Below are 19954 nucleotides of genomic sequence, written 5' to 3'. Positions count from 1 at the left end.
AGGGAATCCACGAAAACCAAATCGCAAGGTTCTGACGCCCAAAGCATCAAAACCTTGCAATCTGGAAATGCCCCTTAGCCCAAATCGAGATTCCCGATCAGTGGCTTAGTCCTTCTTCACGGACGACAGCAGATGATGGGTTTCGCTGCGCTCTACCCATCCTACAAGATCACAGCCACGGGGCGGGCCTGTCCATCGCGATCAGGGCGTCGACGTCGATGCGCGGGCGGACCACAGCGTACTGGTCGTCCTTGACCAGCACTTCCGGCACCAGAGGCCGCGTGTTGTAGGTGCCGGACTGCACCGCGCCGTAGGCGCCGGCGGTCATGATCGCCAGCAGGTCGCCGGCCTTCGGCTGCGGCAGCGCGCGATCGAGCGCGAGGTAATCGCCGGTCTCGCAGACCGGGCCGACTACATCCGCGACCATGGTCGGGGTGCCGGGCGCGGGCTGGCGCACCGGTAGAATGTCGTGATGCGCTTCGTACAGCGTCGGCCGGATCAGGTCGTTCATCGCCGCGTCGATGATGACGAAGTTCTTGGCATCGCCCGGCTTCACATGGATCACGCGGGTGACGAGGATGCCGGCATTGCCGACGATCATGCGTCCCGGCTCGAACATCAGCGTGCAGCCGAGATTGTGCGTGACGCGCTTGACCATCGCCGCATAGGCGTCCGGCGCCGGCGGCGCGGCGCGATCCATGTAGTAGGGGATGCCGAGGCCGCCGCCGAAATCGATATGCGAGATGTCGTGGCCGTCGGCGCGCAGCGTCTGCACGAATTCGGCGAGCAGCCGGAAAGCGACCTCCAGCGGGCCGAGATCGGTGATCTGGCTGCCGATATGCACGTCGGTACCGGTGACCTTGATGCCCGGCAGCTTTGCCGCGCGGGCATAGACCTCGCGGGCGCGGGCGATCGGAATGCCGAACTTGTTCTCCGACTTGCCGGTCGAGATCTTGGCGTGGGTGCCGGCATCGACATCGGGATTGACCCGCACCGAGATGCGGGCCGTCTTCTTCATCTCGACCGCGAGACGCGACAGCATCTCGAGCTCCGGCTCGGACTCGATATTGATGCAGAGGATGTCGGTGGCAAGCGCGGCGCGCAGCTCGCCCTCGGTCTTGCCCACCCCGGAGAACACGATCTTCGAGGGCGGAATGCCGGCCGCGAGCGCCCGCTTCAACTCGCCGCCGGATACCACGTCGGCGCCGGCGCCGAGCTTGGCCAGCGTGCGCAGCACCGACTGGTTGGAGTTCGCCTTCATGGCGTAGCAGACCAGCGCCTTCTCGCCGGCGAAGGCTTCGGTGAAGACGCGGTAGTGGCGCTCCAGCGTCGCGGTCGAATAGCAATAGAACGGCGTGCCGACGGCCTCCGCCAGCTCAATGAGATTGACCGCCTCGGCATGCAGCACGCCGTTGCGATAGTCGAAATGGTTCATGACACGCTAGATTGTTTGAACATGATTTTTTTCGGAAAACCGCTTCGCACTTTTCCGGATCATGCTCGAGATATTAATTGCCGAGCAGCGGATCGAGGATGAAGGGCCGTTTATTGCCTCGCGGCGCGGCCGGCGCGGCCTCCGAACCATAGGTCGGATTGAACACGCTGGGCTGCGCCGCCCGCTCGCTCTCGGTGTCGCTCGGTGCCGCGCCCGGCGCGACGTTCGCGGTCGGCGGCAGATCGAGCGGTCCCTTGCGGCCGCAGCCGCCGAGCGCCAGCGCGGATACGCCCAGCACAATGATGGCCCATCCCGAGGGGGTCAGGCGGTTCTTGCTAATCACGACGAATTCCCCAATTCGGGCGGCACCATACAAACATTGGCGTGCTCTGGCGAGAGGCGGAGCGCCATGAAATCACGGCCAAATTTTCCGGTTCAGCCCAATTTTCGCTCTTTTTCCAGCCGCTTGGCCCAGGCCTTGGCCTGCGCGATCACATTCTTCGGCGCCGTGCCGCCAAACGAGGTCCGGCTCTGCACCGAGGATTCGACGCTGAGCACTTTCAGCGCGTCGGCCGTGATCTTCGGCTCGACCTCCTGCATGGCCTTGAGCGGCAGCTCGTGCAGCGCCACACCCTGCTTCGAGGCCATGCCGACGATGCGCCCGGTAACGTGGTGGGCGTCACGGAACGGCATTTTCAGGGTGCGCACCAGCCAGTCGGCGAGGTCGGTGGCGGTGGCGTAGCCCTCGCCGGCGGCGGCCTTCATCCTGGCCTCGTCCGGCACCAAGTCCTCGACCATGCCGGTCATGGCGCGGATTGCCAGCGACAGCGCCTCGAAAGCCTCCATCGCGCCCTGCTTGTCCTCCTGCATGTCCTTTTGATAGGCGAGCGGCAGGCCCTTCATCACGATCAGGAGCGCGGTGAGCGCGCCGATCACGCGGCCGGTCTTGGCGCGGACCAACTCAGCCGCGTCCGGATTGCGCTTCTGCGGCATGATCGAGGAGCCGGTGGTGAACTTGTCGCTGAGCTTGACGAGGCCAACCAAGGGCGAGGTCCAGATCACGATCTCCTCGGCGAAGCGCGACATATGCACTGCGCAGATCGCGGCCGCCGACAGCGTCTCCAGCACGAAATCGCGGTCGGATACCGCGTCGAGCGAATTGGCCATCGGACGGTCGAAGCCAAGCGCCCTGGCGGTGGCAGCGCGGTCGATCGGAAACGAGGTGCCGGCGAGCGCGGCCGCTCCGAGCGGCGATTCGTTCAGCCGCTTGCGCGCGTCGGCGAAGCGGCCGCGGTCGCGGCCGACCATCTCGACATAGGCCAGGAGATGATGACCGAAGGTCACGGGCTGCGCGGTCTGCAGATGGGTGAAGCCCGGCATCACAGTGCCGGCATGCTCCAGCGCGCGGGCGACCAGCGCCTGCTGGAACGCGGCCAGCGCCGCATTGGTCTCATCGATGGTGTCGCGGACATAGAGCCGGAAATCGGTCGCGACCTGGTCGTTGCGGGAGCGTGCGGTGTGCAGCCGGCCGGCCGCGGGCCCGATCAATTCGGACAGCCGCGACTCGACATTCATATGAATGTCCTCGAGCGCGCGCTTGAAATCGAAATCGCCCTTGCCGATCTCTGACAAAATCGTGTCTAGACCTTTGCCGATATTTTTCGCATCAGCGGACGTGATGATGCCCTGCGCGGCGAGCATCGCGGCATGGGCCTTGGACGCGGCAATGTCCTGGGCATAAAGGTGACGATCGACGTCGATGGAGACGTTGATTTCCTCCATGATCGCGTCGGGACGTTCCGAGAACCGGCCGCCCCACATCTTGTTGCTCATGACATCTCGCTCACGAATTCGTATTTCAGCCTTGCGGTTTCATGGCCGGAGGCGGCGAAACAGCACCGCAGTTCCGGTCGTATTCCCGGCACTGCTTAGCCACATCGACCCAGGATGACAAACGATATGCCCGAGACGACCCCATCCAATCCGACCGCCAGGCCGACCGCCAAGTGGCGCATCCCGCTGGTGATCGGCGCCGTGCTGGCCGGGGCCGTGATCGGCTATGTCGGGGTCTCCAGCCTCAAGCATCCCGCTGGCGGCGATATCGCCTGCAACAGCGCGGTGGCTCTTGCGAAGAAGATCGCCCCGCTCGCCCATGGCGAGGTCGCGGCGCTGACCATGGCAACCACCCCCTTGATGCTGCCCGACCTGACCTTCGAGGATGCCAACGGCCAGCCGAAGAAGCTCTCGGACTGGCGCGGCAAGACCGTGCTGGTCAATTTGTGGGCGACCTGGTGCGTGCCCTGCCGCAAGGAGATGCCGGCGCTCGACAGCCTGCAGACCAAGCTCGGCGGCAAGGATTTCGAGGTGGTCGCGATCAACATCGACACCCGCGACCCGGACAAACCGAAAAACTTCCTGAAAGAGGCCAATCTGACCAATCTCGGCTATTTTTCGGATCAGAAAGCCAAGGTTTTTCAGGATCTTAAGAACATAGGCAAGGCGCTGGGCATGCCGACCTCGGTGCTGGTCGACGGCAAGGGCTGCGAAATCGCCAATATCGCCGGTCCCGCCGAATGGGCGAGCGACGACGCGATCAAGCTGGTGAAGGCCGCGCTGCAGCCGGCCGCAGCCGGGTTCTGATCAGGCGACGGCGTTGAGGTTGTCGCCGATGCCGGGCGACAAATTCGCGGTGGAGGGCGTGCCGAGCAGGGTCTGAACCGCGAACTTCTCGGCGTCGAGGTTCTGCTTGGTCACGCGGGTCGCGATCTCACCCTGCAGATTGCCCTGCTGCATCGACAGGATGCTGGTGACCATGCTCATCATGTCCATACGCGGCACTCCCAAAACTGGGGTTTGAGGTAACGCGCGAAAGTTAATGCTTGGGTAATCGATGGCCGCGTCAGGCTGACGCATCGGCCTCGAAGGTCCCGCTCGCTCGATTGATCCGCGTCTTAGGCCGCGTTCGCCGCGAAGGCCGCGCCGAGGGTGCGCAGCGCCTGCCGTGTCCGGGCGTCAGACAGCCTTGAGTGAAGCACCACATCACGGGACGGCAGCGGCGGGAGGCCAAGCCGCGGCCCGAGGTCGACGGTATCGGCCGGCGCCACGCGCCGCGCCAGCGCCGCGACCGCAAGGCCTGCGGAGAGCGCAGCTGCGATCGTCGACAGCCCGCCGCCCACGAATGCCTCGGTCCAGGCGATGCCGGCGGCGTCGAGAACCTCAACCGCCATGGCCCGCACGCTGCACGGCTCGGCTTGCGTGGCGAGGCGCAACGGCTCGCCCGGCCGATGGTGAAAATCAGGCGCGGCCATCCAGCCGAACGATTCCTCGAACAGCACGTCGCCATCGCGACGCTTGGCGTCGTGGCGAAGCACGATCGCAGCATCGAGCTTGCCGTCGTCGAATGCGCTGAGCACCGAACGCGACGTATCGACGTGCAGCTGAATCACCAGCCCGGGATCGGTGGTGTTCATTCGCTTCAGCAGCGAGGCGAGCTCCGATCCGACGATGTGGTGGCTGATGCCGACGACCAATCGCCGATGCTCGACGGCAAACGAGCCGATCGCCGATTGATGCGCGGCCACCAGGTTGCGCGCGGCGCCGACGAAGGCGGCACCTTCAGCTGACAGCCGAACCAGCCGCGGCGTTCGCTCCAGCAACCTTCGGCCGAGGCCGTCTTCCAGACGCCTGATCTTCAGGCTGACCGCGGACTGCGTGGTCTCCATCGCCTGCGCCGCGCGCGTGAAGCTGCTGAGATCGGCCACCAGGACGAAGGCCTGGACCGCCTCGACGTCGAGTGCCTTCATGGTCATTCATTTAAATATGAAATCATTGAAATGCATTACCATACCGTTTTTCAATGAGCAAGGAGCCCCTAGGATCGGCGGCACGTCACGCCACCAGGAGAGCCACCATCATGCCGCTGACCCGCGTTTCATTGCGACGGGGCAAGCCCGCCGCCTACCGCAAGGCCGTTCTCGAAAGCCTTTATCGCGCCATGCGCGAGACCTTCGACGTGCCCGAAGGCGATCGCTTCATGACGATCTCCGAGCACGATGACAGCGATTTCGTCTATGGCGCCGACTATCTCGGCATCAGGCGCAGCGATGATCTGATCATCATCCAGATTACTGTCAGCAATACGCGCCCGGTGGCGCAGAAGCAGAAGCTCTATCGACGGATCGCGGAACGGCTGACCGAAAGCCCCGGCCTGCGCGCCGAGGACATCTTCATCAACCTTGTCGAGGTGCTCCCCGAGAACTGGTCGTTCGGCAACGGTGAGGCGCAATACGTCCGATGACCGCTGCACCGCTTCTCTCACCGCGCATGAGCGGCATCAAGGCATCGCCCGCGTCGGTGCTGCGGCGCCGCGCCCGCGAACTGCGCGGGGCCGGGCGCGACATCATCGAGCTATCGTCGGGCAATCTGGACTTCCCGACGCCGGATCACGTGATCGCGGCGGCGCATCAAGCGGCATTGCGCGGCGAAACCCGCTACACCGATGTCGACGGCACGCCGGAGCTGAAGCGGGCGGTGCGGACCGCGCTGCTGCGCGACCATCATCTCGACTACGGGCTGGACGAGATCGTCATCACCAACGGCTCGACCCAGGCACTGTTCAACGCGCTGCTGGCGACGCTGGCGCCCGACGACGAGGTGATCATCCCCGCGCCCTATTGGGCGCCCTATCTCGATCAGGTGCGGCTTGCCGGCGCGGCGCCGGTGGTGGTGCCGTGTGCGCAGAACAACGGCTTCAAACTGCGCGCGGAGGATTTGCAGGCGGCCATTTCAGCGCGATCCCGCTGGATCATCGTGAACAATCCGGTCAACCCATCCGGCGTGCTGTATTCGCGCGAGGATCTGTCCGAGATCGCCGCGGTGCTGTTGCGGCATCCGGACATCTGGGTGCTGGCCGACGGGCTCTACGAGCACATTGTGTTCAATGGCGCGCCGGCGCCGACGCTTGCGGAAATCGAGCCGCGCCTCAAGCCGCGGACGCTGACCGTCAGCGGCCTCGCCAAGACTTATGCGATGATGGGATGGCGCATCGGCTATGCCGCCGGGCCATCGACGCTGATCCGCGAGATGATCACGATCCAGTCGCAGACCACGTCCGGCGCATCGTCGATCAGCCAGGCGGCGGCGGTTGCCGCGCTCGACGGCGCGCAGGACGTGCTGCTTGAGCGCGCCGCCATCCTTCGCGCCAAGCGTGACCGCTTTGCCGATCTGCTGAACGAATGCGCCGGGCTGGCCTGCACGCCGCCGGAAGGCACGTTCTATCTGCTGGTCGCCTGCGCCGGTGCGATCGGCAAGCGCGCGCCGGACGGCGGGGTGATCCGGACCGACCGCGATTTCTCGGCCTATCTGCTCGAGGCGGCCGATGTGGTGGTGTTTCCCGGCGAGGATTTCGGGCTGTCGCCCTATATCCGCCTCAGCTTCGCCAACCCGTCACAGACCATCGAGGAGGCCGCAAGGCGGCTGAAGCGCGCCTGCGCGGCGCTGCAATGACGTCTCACGCGCAGAGCCGGCGCCTTGCGCTGACCGCGCATCTGCTCGGACTTGGAACGGGTGTGACGATGATTATCGGTCTGGTGCCCGCGGCGCTTGCGCTGCTGCGGACACTGATCTGAAGACGCGACGATTACCGCGTCGGGATCGGCTTGTCGCCGCGATAGTCGTAGAAGCCGCGCTGGCTCTTGCGTCCGAGCCAACCGGCCTCGACATACTTCACCAGCAGCGGACACGGCCGGTACTTGGAGTCGGCCAGCCCCTCGTGCAGCACCTGCATGATCGACAGGCAGGTGTCGAGGCCGATGAAATCGGCGAGCTCGAGCGGGCCCATCGGATGGTGCGCGCCGAGCTTCATCGCGGCATCGATCGCCTCGACGTTACCGACGCCTTCATACAGCGTGTAGATCGCCTCGTTGATCATCGGCAGCAGGATGCGGTTGACGATGAAGGCGGGGAAATCTTCCGACACCGCGACCTGTTTGCCGAGCTTGGCGACGAACGCCTTGGCGGTGTCGAAGGTCATGTCGTCGGTGGCGATGCCGCGGATCAACTCGACCAGCTCCATCGCCGGCACCGGATTCATGAAATGAATGCCGATGAATTTCTCCGGGCGGTCGGTCGAGGCGGCGAGCCTTGTGATCGAGATCGACGACGAGTTGGTCGCGACGATCGCCTCCGGCTTCAGTACCGCACAGACCTCGTGGAAGATCTTGCGCTTGGTCTCTTCCTTCTCGATCGCGGTCTCGATCACGAGATCGCAATCGGCGAGCGCGTCGAGCGACTCGGCGGAGGCGATGCGGTCGAGCGCCTGCTTGCGGTCGGTCTCGCTGATCGCCTTCTTGGCGACCTGCCGGGTCAGATTGCCGTTGATGGTCGCCAGCGCCGACTTCAGCCGGTCGCCGGACACGTCATTGAGCACCACGTCGAAGCCGGCCAGCGCCGCCACATGGGCAATGCCATTGCCCATCTGGCCCGAACCGATCACGCCGACCTTTTTGATTGCCACCGTCATCTTGTCATCCACCGGAACGGCGCGCACATCGCGCCTGCCCAATTCCAACGATACCCGAAGTAAAGCCTTCCGGGTTGCCCAATCCGCCGGAAAACGTTTCCCGGGACCATGATGTGATGACGGGTCATCACACCCGGGTCCCATTTTCCCCTGTCGAGCATGATCCTTTCGGAAAAACGTTTCCGGATCATTGCCTCGAAAATAATAACACCGGCCGGAGCTTACCCACTCGGCCGGTGTCTTGTCGCTTACTTTCCGAGCTTGCCGAGCGCTTCGGTGAGCTCCGGAACCGCCTGGTAGAGGTCGGCGACCAGGCCGTAATCGGCGACCTGGAAGATCGGCGCGTCCTCATCCTTGTTGATGGCGACGATCACCTTGGAGTCCTTCATGCCGGCCAGATGCTGGATCGCGCCGGAGATGCCGACCGCGACATAAAGTTCCGGAGCCACCACCTTGCCGGTCTGGCCGACCTGCCAGTCGTTCGGCGCATAGCCGGCATCGACCGCGGCGCGCGAGGCGCCGACGCCGGCGCCGAGCTTGTCGGCGAGCGGCTCGATGTACTTGGCGAAGTTCTCGCGGCTCTGCATGGCGCGGCCGCCCGAGACGATGATCTTGGCCGAGGTCAGCTCGGGACGGTCGCTCTTGGCGACTTCCTCGCCGACGAACGTCGACAGGCCGGGATCGGCGGCCGCAGCGGCGTTATCGATCGCAGCGCTGCCGCCTTCGCCGGCGGCGGCGAAGGTCGAGGTGCGCACCGTAATCACCTTCTTGGCGTCCTTCGACTTCACGGTCTGGATCGCGTTGCCGGCATAGATCGGCCGCTCGAAGGTGTCGGGGGCGACGACCTTGATGATCTCGGAGACCTGCATGACGTCGAGCAAGGCCGCGACGCGCGGCATCACATTCTTGAAGCGCGAGGTCGCGGGCGCGACGAACGCGTCATAGTTCGGCGCCAGCGCGACGATCAGCGCGGCCAGCGGCTCGGCAAGGTCGTGTTCATAGGCCGGGCCTTCGGCCACCAGCACCTTGGTGACGCCGGCAAGCTTGGCGGCTGCTTCCGCCGCCGCCTTGGTGCCCTGGCCGCCACCGGCAACCAGCACATGGACATCGCCGCCGAGCTGGCTCGCCGCGGTCAGCGCCTTGTTGGTCGCGTCCTTCAGCGTCTCGTGGTCGTGTTCAGCAATCAACAGCGTCGTCATCAGAGAACCCCGGCTTCGGTCTTGAGCTTGTTCACGAGTTCGGCGACGTCCTTGACCTTGACGCCCGCCTTGCGGCCTGCCGGTTCCGCGGTCTTCAGCACTTCCAGACGCGGCGTCACATCGACGCCGTAGTCGGCGACGCTCTTGTCGTCGATCGGCTTCTTCTTCGCCTTCATGATGTTGGGCAGCGATGCATAGCGCGGCTCGTTGAGGCGCAGGTCGGTGGTGACGATCGCCGGGCCCTTGAGCTTGATGGTCTGAAGGCCGCCGTCGACTTCGCGGGTCACCTTGAAGTCGGATCCTTCGACCTCGAGCTTGGAGGCGAAGGTCGCCTGCGACCAGCCGAGCAGCGCGGCCAGCATCTGGCCGGTCTGGTTCGAGTCGTCGTCGATCGCCTGCTTGCCGAGAATGACGAGGCCGGGCTGCTCCGCCTCGACCACCGCCTTCAGGATCTTGGCAACCGCGAGCGGTTCGACATTGCCTTCGGCCTTGACCAGGATGCCGCGGTCGGCGCCCATCGCAAGTCCGGTGCGAATGGTCTCGGAGGCCTGCGCGGGTCCGATCGACACCACCACCACTTCGGTCGCCTTGCCGGCTTCCTTCAGCCGCAGCGCTTCCTCGACGGCGATTTCGTCGAACGGGTTCATCGACATCTTGACGTTGGCGAGCTCCACGCCCGTCCCGTCACTCTTGACGCGGACCTTGACGTTGTAGTCGACGACCCGCTTTACCGGCACAAGAACCTTCATCGATCCTCTTTCGCTTTGATTTTATGGGTTTCGGTTGGCTGGCGCGGAACCTAAAGGTCCCGTTTCTCCCGGTCAACGCGCCAAAGCCAAAAAACCGTCCCCCGGTTTTGAACCAGTTTAGCGGTTCTGGCCCGGCACCCACAACACGTCTCCCGCTCCCTTACTGTTCTGGAAGCGGCTGGCAACGAACAGGAAATCCGACAGCCGGTTCATATACTGGATGCCAGCCTGATTGACCGGCTCGTCGGGTTGGGCGGCGAGTTCCACCATCATCCGTTCCGCGCGGCGACATATCGTCCGGGCGAGATGCAGATAGGCAGAGGCAGGCGCGCCGCCGGGCAGCACGAACGAGGTCAGCGGCGCGAGCTGGTCATTCAGGCTGTCGATATCGCGCTCGAGCCGCTCGACCTGGCTTGCCAGCATCCGCAGACGTTCGGCCTTGCCCTCGCGTTCGGGCACCGCGAGGTCGGCGCCGAGATCGAACAGATCGTTCTGGATCCGGCCGAGCATCGCATCGACCTCGGGGCTGCCGGCAAGATGCAGCCGCACCACGCCGATCGCGGCATTGGTCTCGTCGACCGTGCCATAGGCGGCAATGCGCAGATCGTATTTCGGCCGCCGCTCGCCGGAGCCGAGCGCGGTGGTGCCGTCATCGCCGGTGCGCGTGTAGATCCGATTGAGAACAACCATGGCAGGCTCCGGTGTTCGATGTTCGAGTCCACCACTCCGATCAGGAGAGGTGGAGAATAGCCCGACAAATCTACCTCACCTAACGCCCCATCGCCCAGACCGCGAGCATCGCGATGACGATGGCGACGAACTGCAGCAGCACGCGCAGCCGCATCAGCTTTTGCGACGTGTTCGGCGAGCCCCCCTTCATCATGTTGATGAGGCCGAGCAGGAGCACCAGCGCGACGGCGCCGACGGCGATGGGAAGAATGATCGTGCTGAGGAGAGATGTCATTTGCGGTACATAACACCGCAGGACGCGGACTTCCACACAGCCCGGCCATGCAACCAACTGGCTTTTCAGCGCGTAATATCAGATGCTGGGTCCGTTCTCGGGCCGAGCGGTTTTCGACAATGCCGGGTGGAATGTGAAGCAGCTTCGTTACGTCACCCACGTCGTGATGGATGCCTTTTACACGTTCCTCGCCGACGACGGCTGGGCGATCGCGAGCCACATCGCGCTGTCGACGCTGATGGCGCTGTTTCCGTTCCTGATCGTGCTGACCTCGGTGGCCGGCTTCTTCGGCTCCAAGCAACTCGCCGACCAGGCGGTCGGGCTGATGCTGCAGGTCTGGCCGCAACAGGTCGCCGAGGCGCTGTCCGGCCAGATCCACGACGTGCTGACCAACACCCGCGGCGACATCCTGACCATCGGCGCGGTGCTCGCGGTCTACTTCGCCTCCAACGGCGTCGAGGCGCTGCGGGTGGCGCTGAACCGCGCCTACGCCGTGATCGAGCCGCGGCGCTGGTACTGGCTGCGGCTGGAGTCGATCGGCTACACGCTGGTCGCGGCGTTCACCTCGCTCGCGATGGCTTTCCTGATCGTGCTCGGACCGCTGATCATCGAGGCGGCGCGGCGCTATATCCCGTTCTTCGTCGAATCGAACGAGAGCCTGCTCAACACCGCCCGTTACGGCGTCACGATCCTGGCGCTGGTCGTCGCGCTTTTCATCCTGCACGCCTGGCTGCCGGCGGGCCGGCGCAGCTTCACGCAAATCCTGCCCGGCATCATCTTCACCATGGTGGCCTCGCTGCTCTCGGGCATCGGCTTCGGCATGTACCTCGCACGCTTCGCCAACAACTACGTCACGATGTATGCGGGGCTGGCCTCGGTGGTGATCGCACTGGTGTTCCTGTATTTCATCGCCGCGATCTTCGTGTTCGGCGGCGAGCTGAACGCGGCGATCATCAAGTCGCGGCTACCGCACGGCGTGTCGCTTCATGCAGCGCAGTCGCGAGCGCCCGCGGGGACACAGGTTTGACCAGGAAGCCGTCGGCGCCGGCAGCGCGCGCCGCGGCTTCGTCCTCGGCCCGGCCGGAAATCCCGACAATCACGATACGGCCGTGCGGCGGCGGCAGCCCGCGGATGCGCTTGATCGCCTCGATGCCGCCGATGCCGGGCAGCACCATGTCCATCAGCACGGCATCGAACGCGCCCTGCACGAGCCGGTCGGGCGCGGCCTCGCCCTGACCGACGAATTCGGCGTGGTGACCGAGCTCGGTCAGAATCGTGTTGAGTACGACGCGGCCGAACGGATTGTCCTCGACACTGAGCAGCCGCAGCCCTTGCGACATCAGCGCCGCCGCGCTCGCGCCGGAGCCGGTGCCGTCCGGCCCTTCGGCAGGCGCCAGCTCCACCTTGAGTGTGAAGGTGGTGCCCCCGCCAGCGCGCCGGTCCGCGACGATGTCGCCACCCATGGCGCGCGCGAGCTGCCTGACGGAGGACAGGCCGAGCCCGGCGCCGCCGAACCGCGCGGCGATCGAGACGTTGGCCTGCGAGAACGGCCGGAACAGGCGCTTGACCTCCGATAGCGTCAGGCCGATGCCGCTGTCGGAGATCGCGAACGCGACGCCGATCTTGTCGCCCGACCTTCCCTTGGCCGCGCCCACCGGCGCGATACGCAGCTCGATGCTGCCCTGCTCGGTGAACTTCACCGCGTTGTCGATCAGATTTTCCAGCGCCGCGCGCAGACGGACGGGATCGCCGACCGCGAAGGCAGGCAGCTGGTCGGAGACCTCGACGGAAGCTTGCAGCCCCTTGGCTGCCGCGCGGCCGGCCAGCGAATCGGCTGCGTGGCGCGCCAGCGTGCGCAGGTCGAAGAAATCCTGCCGGATCTCGAGCCCCGGCCCCTCGCTCCGGGCGGCGTCGACGAACAGGGTCGCAAGGCTCGCCAGATGTTCGGCGCCGGCCTTGATGGTGTCGACCCAGCGCCGCTCGCGCTCACCGAGATCGGATGTCGCGAGCAGATTGCTGATCGCAAGGATTCCGGTGAGCGGCGTCCGCACCTCATGGGCAAAGGCGGCAAGCGCAGTATCGACCATGCCGGGACCGGCCTTCGGGGCCGGCTTTGGTAAGGGCCGCTTGCGGCGCGGCCTGGCCGCCACCTTGGTGGCGCTGGCCTTGGCCGTACGCGTCTTGGCGGCACCTGCCTTGGCAGTTCGTGTCTTGGCAGTTCGTGTCTTGGCAGCACGCGTTTTGGCGGCGCGCGTCTTCGGCGGCGTCCTTTTGGATGGCCGCTTGCTGCGCCGTGCGCGCGATTTTGACGCCATGGTCTCCGTGATCCCCGCCCCGGTCAACAACATGGCATGCCAGGCGTGCCGGAGTCACGGCAGCGTTTACGGCGCGTCTGCGCAAAAGCGCCATGATGCGATCAAATGGCCAAAATCTACTGCAAACCGACCAGGCGGCGAATATCGGCCGGGCTCGCCCCAGCCGCCCGCAATTCGCGCAGTCCGGTCGCCTGGGTCGATTTCGACAGCTTTTGGCCGGCCGCGTTTCGGATCAGCCGGTGGTGCCGGTAGTTTGGCACGGGCAGGCCGAGCAGTTCCTGCAACAGCCGATGCACGCTGGTCGACCAGAACAGGTCAACTCCCCTGACGACATCGGTAACGCCCTGCAGGGCGTCATCGATCACGACCGAGAGATGGTAGCTGGTTGGGGTCTCCTTGCGCGCCAGGATCACGTCGCCCCAGGCCTCAGGCCGGGCCACGACGTCTCCGCTCTCGCCAGCCGGCCCCTCGCCCGCTTCCTGCCAGCGCAGCTCGCCGGCGTGCGCGCGGGCTGAGGCCATGTCGAGCCGCAACGCGAACGGCACGCCCTGCCCGATCAGCCGGTCGCGCGCCTCGGCCGACAGCGATTTGGCTAGCCCCGGATAAAGCGGCGCGCCGTCCGGATCGCGCGGCCACGCGCCGCCGGCCTCGCGCTCCGCGACCAGCCGCGCGATCTCGGCCCGGCTTTCGAAGCTCGGGTAGACCAGCCGCTGGGCCGACAGGCGGTCGAGCGCCGCGCCATAGGCGCCGAAATGCTCGGACTGCCGCCGCACCGGGGTCTCCCAGGCGATGCCGAGCCAGGCCAGATCCTCATAAATCGCCTGCTCGAATTCCGGCCGGCAGCGCGTCGCGTCGATGTCCTCGATCCGCAGCAGCAAGCGTCCGCCCGACTGCCGCGCGAGGTCGTGGTTGAGCAGCGCCGAATAAGCGTGGCCGAGATGCAGGTAGCCGTTCGGACTCGGCGCGAAGCGGAAAACGGGTGGCATGGTGATCGGTCACGCGTCATTGCCGGACTTGCCCCGGCGACTCTGGTTCATGCGCCCGGACAAGACTCTGTTACGATAGGAGATCGATGCGCGGGTCAAGCCCGCGCCTGACAAGCCGATGCAGACCCCGCAAATGCTGATTCACCTCGAAACCCAGGCCGACCTCGACGACGCGATCCACAAACTGGTCGACCAGGACCGCCGCCTGCGCCCGATCCTGGAGCTGACCGGCATGCCGGCGATCCGGCAGCGCGAGCCCGGATTTGCCGGGCTTGCCGCGATCATCTGCGGCCAGCAGCTCTCGACCGCGAGTGCGGCGGCGATCTGGGGGCGCGTCAGCACGGCGTTCGACCCGTTCCACCATGACGCGATCCGCAAGGCGCGGGCCGACCGGCTCGGCCGGCTCGGGCTGTCGGCGGCCAAGATCAAGACGCTGAAGCACATCGCGCGCGAGCTCGCCGAGGAGCGGCTGAACCTCGACGTCCTTGCCAATGAGGAGGCCGATGCGGCGCACAACACGCTGACGGCGCTGCCCGGGATCGGCCCGTGGACCGCCGATGTCTATCTGCTGTTCTGCCTCGGCCATGGCGATGCCTGGCCCGCGGGCGACCTCGCCGTGCAGGAAGCGGTCAAGGTCGGGCTCGGCTTAAGGGAAAGGCCGACGCCGAAGCAGATGGCGCCGCTTGCGGAGCCGTGGCGTCCGCTGCGCGGCGCCGCAGCGCATCTGTGGTGGGCGTATTATCGCGTGCTCAGAAATCGCGAGGGCGTGATTGCCGGTGCAAAGTAGTCGTGGAGAAAAACACACCAACTGCGTGATCGCGTGATATAGAATCAGCAGACATATAGTTTTTCAATTTGCCGGCCTCGCCCATTTTGCACGCGCAGCACGTCCTTATTGCAAGGAGACGGACCTGATTTCTCTCCGTATCCCGCTGACGCTTCTCTCGTTATCCCTGGGCGCGATCGCCGCGGCGTGGTGGTGGCTCGGCATCCCGGTCGACCTGCCGCGCGCGCCGATCGATCCGAGCGACAAGGTGCAATGCATCTCGTACGCGCCGTTCCGTAACAATCAGACATCGCTTTCGCCGGCGACGCAGGTCTCGCCGGAACAGATCGCGGAAGACCTCGCGCAACTCGCGAAGATATCCGACTGCATCCGCACCTATGCGACCGATCTTGGTCTCGATCAGATTCCCGCACTCGCGGCCAAGGCGGGGCTGAAGGTCATCCAGGGCATCTTCCTCGATCGAGACCGCAAGAAGAATGCAACGCAGGTCGCCACCGCGATCCGCCTCGCCCAGGAATATCCGGAAACCATCATCGCGCTCGTGGTCGGCAACGAAGTCTTGCTACGCAAGGAAATGTCGGCTTCCGACCTTGCCGCCACGATCCGCTCGATCAAGGCGCAGGTCTCCGTGCCCGTCACCTACGCCGACGTCTGGGAATTCTGGCTGAGCAATCGCGAGCTTTCTGACGCCGTCGACTTCGTCACGGTTCACATCCTGCCCTATTGGGAAAATGTTCCAATCCGGGCGGAAGATGCCGCCGCTCACGCCGACGAGATGCGCCGGCAGATCGCCGCGGCTTTTCCAGGCAAGGAAATCTTTATCGGAGAAATCGGCTGGCCCAGCGAGGGGCGCATGCGCGAGTCCGCGCTGCCGTCGCGTATCAATCAGGCGCGAGTGGTTTCGGAGGTCCTCGACCTTGCCCGGCGCGAGCATTTCCGCGTCAACCTGTTCGAGGCCTACGACGAAGGATGGAAGCGGGAGATCGAGGGCACAGTCGGCGGCTCCTGGGGCCTGTTCGATTCCGAGCAGCGCATGCCGAAATATCCGCCGGGCCAGCCGGTCAGCAATTTTCCGCTCTGGAAGCTGCAAATGGTCAGCGGAATGGCCTTGGCGATCCTGGTCTTCGGTGCGGCATGGCTGACCTTGCGCCGCAAGCCGAGAAAACCCGCATCCGTGTCATGGCTTGCGGTCGCGCTATCGGCGACCACGGCTGGAATCCTGTTTGGCGTCGCCGAGCAAAGAATGGTCTATGAAAGCTACGGAACGGGAGGCTGGCTTGTGTGGGGCTCGCTGCTGGTGGCGGCCACGGCTTCGCCGGTGTTGAGTGCCAACGCCCTGATGTCGGGCCGCGCACCGCCCAGCTTTTTCGAAGTGTTGGGTCCGAAGGGCCACCACACTGAATCGGTGCTGGCGAGCCTGCAGGGACTGGCCTTGATGATCACCGTCGTGATCGGCACGGCGACCGCAATCGGTCTCGTGTTCGATCCGCGCTTCATCGATTTTCCTTTCGCGCCTCTCACCATGGCGGCGGTGCCCTTTGCGGCCGTGACGCTGCTCAATCCTCCCACCAAGGGAATCCGACCACTGGCGGAGTCGATCTTTGCCGGCATTTTCATTGCAACGGCGATCTACACAGGATTCAACGAAGGGGCGGAGAACTGGCAGTCGCTGTGGACCTGCGCGGCCTTCCTTCTGCTCGCGGTGACGCTGTTGCGGGCGCGTGCCTGACAACGCGCTCTAGCCGCGCAGCCTGACGCGGTCCTCGCGCGCGCAGTCGGTGACGAAGCCGATGACGGCGCGCACTGCGGGAAGCTCGACCAGATCGGGATGGGCGAGCAGCCAGAGATCGGAAAGGCTCGAGAGCTTTTGCGGCGCGACCCGCACCAGATCGGGGTAGTCGGCCCCGACCAGGCAGGACAGCGCGCAAATCCCGAGCCCGGCCCGCGCGGCCGCGAGCATGTCGCCCTGCGAGGAACAGCGCATCACCAGCGTGCCCTGCCGGGTGATGACGTCGCTCCAGCGCGCCAGATGCGCGTTCGAGGCCTGGTCGGCAAAGCCGATCACATGGTGGCCCCGCCACTCGTCCCGCCGCTCCGGCAGCTTGCGGCCTGCCGTATAGTCGCGGGAAGCGTAGAAGCCGGTGCCGAGCCGCCCGATCTTGCGCCCGATCAGGTTCTCCTCACCCGCATCGACCGGCCGTAGCACCACGTCGGCTTCGCGGCGGCGCACGCTGGCCGGGAACGGGTGGGTGATGATCTCGAGCTGGATGTTGGCGTGATCGCGCAGGAACGGGCCGAGGCGCGGCATCAGCCAATGCGCGGCCAGCGTCGCGCCGATCGACAGCTTCACGACGCCGCGCGCCTGCCCGCCGGTAGCGGACGCGGCCGCCTCCGCGCGCAAGGCCGCCGCGGCCATCGCTTCGGCATGCTCGCGGAATTTGCGGCCCTGCGATGTCAGCGACAGACCGTCATTGGAACGCGCGAACAGGCGGGTGCCGAGTTGCTGCTCGAGCGCCGCGACGTTGCGGCCGACGGTAGGATGGCTGATGCGCAGCCGCCGTGCCGCCCCGGCAAGGCTGCGTGTCTCCGCCACCGCGACGAATGTCTTGCAAAGCTCCCAGTCCATGCCGCTCCCCTTTCTGCGACATCGTTCATTTCTGGTCGATCCGATGTTCAATATTGAACGCCATGACCGAGCCGTCCAGCCTTATATTGCCGCGCCAAGAGAGCCGCCGCTCCAGTCATCATAACAAATCGCGATCCGCCCCGACCGCCGGCCGGGCGACGCGCATGGAGGATCCGAAAATGTCGCTGCCCGCTTCGCTCGCCAACAAGCTTGAACTGCCGGTCGTCGGCTCCCCGCTGTTCATCGTCTCGGGGCCCGAGCTCGTGATCGCGCAGTGCAAGGCCGGCATCGTCGGCTCGTTCCCGGCGCTGAACGCCCGCCCGGCCGAAAAGCTCGACGAATGGCTGACCCAGATCGAGAACGAGCTCGGCGAGTACCAGGCGCTGCATCCGAAGCAGAAGGTCGCGCCCTACGCCGTCAACCAAATCTGCCACGCCTCCAACGACCGCCTGATGCGCGACATGGAAACCTGCGTGAAGCACAAGGTGCCCGTGATCATCACCTCGCTGCGCCCGCCGTCCGAAATCGTCGAGGCCGCGCACTCCTATGGCGGCGTGGTGTTCCACGACGTCATCAATGTAAAGCACGCGCGCAAGGCCGCCGAGCAGGGCGTCGACGGCCTGATCCTGGTCTGCGCCGGCGCCGGCGGCCATGCCGGCACGCTGTCGCCGTTCGCGCTGGTGCGCGAGGTCAAGCAATGGTTCAAGGGCACGATCCTGCTGTCGGGCGCGATCTCCGACGGCTGGAGCATCGCATCCGCACTCGCGCTCGGCGCCGACCTCGCCTATATCGGCACCCGCTTCATCGCGACCGAGGAAGCCAACGCGGATATCAGGTACAAGCAGGCGCTGACCGAATACGCCGCGCACGACATCATCTATTCGAACCTGTTCACCGGCGTGCACGGCAACTATCTCGGACCATCGATCGCGGCTGCAGGCCTCGATCCGGGCAATCTGCCGGTCGCCGACAAATCCAGCATGAACTTCGGCTCCGGCGGCAACATGAAGGCCAAGGCCTGGCGCGACATCTGGGGCTCGGGCCAGGGCATCGGCCAGATCACCGACGCCCCGCCGGTCGCCGAACTGGTGGCGCGGCTCAAGTCCGAGTACGCCGCGGCGCGCAGCGACTTCCTGCGCGCCAGCGCCTGACGCTGTTTCACAAAGTCCGGGAGTGAACCATGAAACGAGCGCAACACGCGCTGGCAGCCGCGCTCGCGGTCTGCGCGATCGCCAGCACGGCCGCCGCCGACAACGGCAACGAAGCGATCCGGATCGGCCAGACGCTGCCCTATAGCGGACCGGTCTCCGGCTTCGGCACCATCGGCCGCGCCCAGGAAGCGTTTTTCGCGAAGGTCAACGCAGAGGGCGGTATCAACGGCCGGCAGGTGAAATTCATCACTCTGGACGACGCCTATTCGCCGCCGAAGACCGTCGAGCAGACGCGCAAGCTGGTGGAGCAGGAGGAGGTGCTGATGATGTTCGGCTCGCTCGGCACCGCTACCAACAACGCCGTGCACCGCTATCTCAACACCAAGAAGATCCCGCAATTGTTCGTGCTGAGCGGCGCGACCAAATGGGCCGACCCGAAGAATTATCCGTGGACCATGCCGGGCATGGCGTCTTACGAATCCGAGGGCGTGGTCTATGCGAAGTACGTGCTACAGGCCAAGCCTGACGCAAAGATCGCGATCCTTGCGCAGAACGACGATTTCGGCCGCGACTATGTCGCCGGCTTCAAGCGCGCGCTCGGCAGCAAGGCCGCGAGCATGATCGTCGCGGAAGCGAGCTACGAGACCTCGGCGCCAACCATCAGCTCGCAGCTTGCGACACTGAAGGCATCCGGTGCCGATGTGCTGTTTGGTGTCGTGCTCGGCAAGTTCACGCCACAGATGATCAAGGGCGTCGCCGAGATCGGCTGGAAGCCGGACCTGTTCTTCGTACCGACCTCCGCGTCGTCGATCTCGTTCCTGGAACCCGCCGGGCTCGAGAACGCGGTCGGCCTGATCTCGTCCAGCAACCAGAAGGACACGATGGACGCGCAATGGGCCGATGATCCCGCCGTGAAGGACTATCTTGCCTTCATGAAGCAGTACCTGCCCAATGCGGACCTCAGCAACTCGAACTACTCGGCGGGCTATCATTATGCGACACTGCTGATGGCCGTGCTGAAGGCCTGCAAGAACGATTTCAGCCGCGAAAACATCATGCGCCAGGCGGCGTCATTGCGCGACGTTCCGCTGCCGCTATTGTTGCCGGGCATGACGGTATCGACCGGGCCGGACGACTACCTGCCGTTCCAGCAGTTGCGGCTGCGCCGGTTCAACGGCAAGAGCTGGATCAGCTTCGGCGAGATCCTGGACGATCGCTAGAA

22 protein-coding genes are annotated in these 19954 nt (G+C 65.2%); 9 read left to right on the top strand and 13 right to left on the bottom strand.

What is annotated here, in order from left to right; translation table 11 throughout:
* Positions 1–169: 169 nt before the first annotated feature.
* From lysA to argH, 3 genes are all read right to left on the bottom strand, one after another.
* Positions 170–1435, bottom strand: a complete 1266-nt coding sequence (gene lysA / locus I6F38_RS28975) for a diaminopimelate decarboxylase (RefSeq protein WP_225162778.1) — start codon at positions 1433–1435, stop codon at positions 170–172.
* Between the two features lie 73 nt (positions 1436–1508).
* Positions 1509–1775 carry a lipoprotein gene (locus I6F38_RS28970; RefSeq protein ID WP_225162782.1) on the bottom strand — a complete coding sequence of 89 codons (267 nt, stop codon included), beginning with the start codon at positions 1773–1775 and terminating at the stop codon, positions 1509–1511.
* 95 nt (positions 1776–1870) lie between these two features.
* Positions 1871–3268 carry an argininosuccinate lyase gene (argH, locus tag I6F38_RS28965; protein WP_225162777.1) on the bottom strand — a complete coding sequence of 466 codons (1398 nt, stop codon included), beginning with the start codon at positions 3266–3268 and terminating at the stop codon, positions 1871–1873.
* 126 nt (positions 3269–3394) lie between these two features.
* On the opposite strand from argH, the gene I6F38_RS28960 reads away from it, so the two are divergent.
* Positions 3395–4075 carry a TlpA disulfide reductase family protein gene (locus I6F38_RS28960; protein WP_225162776.1) on the top strand — a complete coding sequence of 227 codons (681 nt, stop codon included), beginning with the start codon at positions 3395–3397 and terminating at the stop codon, positions 4073–4075.
* On the opposite strand, the gene I6F38_RS28955 is transcribed toward I6F38_RS28960, so the two are convergent.
* Both I6F38_RS28955 and I6F38_RS28950 read right to left on the bottom strand, forming a co-directional pair.
* On the bottom strand, positions 4076–4264 hold the full coding sequence (locus tag I6F38_RS28955) for a putative motility protein (protein WP_069280209.1): 189 nt from the start codon (positions 4262–4264) through the stop codon (positions 4076–4078).
* A 122-nt stretch (positions 4265–4386) separates the two neighbouring features.
* Complete coding sequence (locus tag I6F38_RS28950) at positions 4387–5244, bottom strand: LysR substrate-binding domain-containing protein (protein ID WP_225162775.1); 858 nt, start codon at positions 5242–5244, stop codon at positions 4387–4389.
* 104 nt (positions 5245–5348) lie between these two features.
* Here I6F38_RS28950 and I6F38_RS28945 point away from each other — a divergent pair, with 104 nt between their 5' ends.
* From I6F38_RS28945 to I6F38_RS44080, 3 genes are read left to right on the top strand one after another with little or no spacing between them, the layout of a single operon-like run.
* A complete protein-coding gene (locus I6F38_RS28945; RefSeq protein ID WP_225162774.1) occupies positions 5349–5732 on the top strand; it encodes a tautomerase family protein in 384 nt (127 codons plus the stop codon).
* A complete protein-coding gene (locus tag I6F38_RS28940) occupies positions 5729–6940 on the top strand; it encodes a pyridoxal phosphate-dependent aminotransferase (protein ID WP_225162773.1) in 1212 nt (403 codons plus the stop codon). Before I6F38_RS28945 ends, I6F38_RS28940 begins: the two co-directional genes overlap by 4 nt.
* Positions 6937–7062, top strand: coding sequence for a hypothetical protein (locus I6F38_RS44080; protein ID WP_276573520.1), 126 nt, complete (start codon positions 6937–6939; stop codon positions 7060–7062). Before I6F38_RS28940 ends, I6F38_RS44080 begins: the two co-directional genes overlap by 4 nt.
* A gap of 11 nt (positions 7063–7073) precedes the next feature.
* Here I6F38_RS44080 and I6F38_RS28935 read toward each other — a convergent pair whose 3' ends face one another.
* The 5 genes from I6F38_RS28935 to I6F38_RS28915 all read right to left on the bottom strand — a co-directional run bounded on the left by I6F38_RS28935 (position 7074) and on the right by I6F38_RS28915 (position 10867).
* The gene (locus I6F38_RS28935) at positions 7074–7955 is read right to left on the bottom strand and encodes a 3-hydroxybutyryl-CoA dehydrogenase (protein WP_225162772.1); all 882 of its coding nucleotides are present in this window, start codon (positions 7953–7955) and stop codon (positions 7074–7076) included.
* A 248-nt stretch (positions 7956–8203) separates the two neighbouring features.
* The gene (locus I6F38_RS28930; protein WP_225162771.1) at positions 8204–9154 is read right to left on the bottom strand and encodes an FAD-binding protein; all 951 of its coding nucleotides are present in this window, start codon (positions 9152–9154) and stop codon (positions 8204–8206) included.
* Complete coding sequence (locus I6F38_RS28925) at positions 9154–9903, bottom strand: electron transfer flavoprotein subunit beta/FixA family protein (RefSeq protein WP_016845285.1); 750 nt, start codon at positions 9901–9903, stop codon at positions 9154–9156. The genes I6F38_RS28930 and I6F38_RS28925 overlap by 1 nt, the downstream gene beginning before the upstream one ends.
* A 117-nt stretch (positions 9904–10020) precedes the next feature.
* Positions 10021–10593: a cob(I)yrinic acid a,c-diamide adenosyltransferase gene (locus I6F38_RS28920; RefSeq protein WP_225162770.1), complete on the bottom strand. Its 573-nt coding sequence runs from the start codon at positions 10591–10593 to the stop codon at positions 10021–10023.
* Between the two features lie 79 nt (positions 10594–10672).
* Entirely contained in the window at positions 10673–10867 is a 195-nt protein-coding gene (locus I6F38_RS28915) for a twin transmembrane helix small protein (protein WP_028340366.1), read from the bottom strand.
* Positions 10868–11000: 133 nt separating this feature from the next.
* Here I6F38_RS28915 and I6F38_RS28910 point away from each other — a divergent pair, with 133 nt between their 5' ends.
* Positions 11001–11894 (top strand): YihY/virulence factor BrkB family protein, encoded by an 894-nt coding sequence (locus I6F38_RS28910; RefSeq protein ID WP_225162769.1) that lies wholly within the window; start codon positions 11001–11003, stop codon positions 11892–11894.
* Here the strand turns inward: I6F38_RS28910 and I6F38_RS28905 are convergent.
* Complete coding sequence (locus tag I6F38_RS28905) at positions 11821–13182, bottom strand: ATP-binding protein (protein ID WP_225162768.1); 1362 nt, start codon at positions 13180–13182, stop codon at positions 11821–11823. The two genes, I6F38_RS28910 and I6F38_RS28905, sit on opposite strands and share 74 nt — an antisense overlap.
* 116 nt (positions 13183–13298) lie before the next feature.
* Positions 13299–14168, bottom strand: a complete 870-nt coding sequence (gluQRS, locus tag I6F38_RS28900) for a tRNA glutamyl-Q(34) synthetase GluQRS (RefSeq protein WP_225162767.1) — start codon at positions 14166–14168, stop codon at positions 13299–13301.
* A 133-nt stretch (positions 14169–14301) separates the two neighbouring features.
* Here gluQRS and I6F38_RS28895 point away from each other — a divergent pair, with 133 nt between their 5' ends.
* Together I6F38_RS28895 and I6F38_RS28890 are read left to right on the top strand one after the other, a co-directional pair.
* Positions 14302–14955, top strand: coding sequence for a DNA-3-methyladenine glycosylase 2 family protein (locus tag I6F38_RS28895; protein ID WP_225162781.1), 654 nt, complete (start codon positions 14302–14304; stop codon positions 14953–14955).
* 166 nt (positions 14956–15121) lie between these two features.
* Complete coding sequence (locus I6F38_RS28890; protein WP_225162780.1) at positions 15122–16684, top strand: glycosyl hydrolase family 17 protein; 1563 nt, start codon at positions 15122–15124, stop codon at positions 16682–16684.
* 9 nt (positions 16685–16693) lie between these two features.
* Here I6F38_RS28890 and I6F38_RS28885 read toward each other — a convergent pair whose 3' ends face one another.
* Positions 16694–17581: a LysR family transcriptional regulator gene (locus tag I6F38_RS28885; RefSeq protein ID WP_225162766.1), complete on the bottom strand. Its 888-nt coding sequence runs from the start codon at positions 17579–17581 to the stop codon at positions 16694–16696.
* A gap of 179 nt (positions 17582–17760) precedes the next feature.
* On the opposite strand from I6F38_RS28885, the gene I6F38_RS28880 reads away from it, so the two are divergent.
* Positions 17761–18732, top strand: a complete 972-nt coding sequence (locus I6F38_RS28880) for a nitronate monooxygenase family protein (RefSeq protein WP_225162765.1) — start codon at positions 17761–17763, stop codon at positions 18730–18732.
* Between the two features lie 29 nt (positions 18733–18761).
* The gene (locus I6F38_RS28875; RefSeq protein WP_225162764.1) at positions 18762–19952 is read left to right on the top strand and encodes an ABC transporter substrate-binding protein; all 1191 of its coding nucleotides are present in this window, start codon (positions 18762–18764) and stop codon (positions 19950–19952) included.
* Positions 19953–19954: the final 2 nt, after the last annotated feature.

This window comes from Bradyrhizobium sp. BRP56 (assembly GCF_020194035.1).
Classification (GTDB): Bacteria; Pseudomonadota; Alphaproteobacteria; order Rhizobiales; family Xanthobacteraceae; genus Bradyrhizobium; species Bradyrhizobium australafricanum.
Note: the sequence above shows the minus strand (reverse complement) of the source record. Positions and strands in the feature narration are given on the sequence as shown.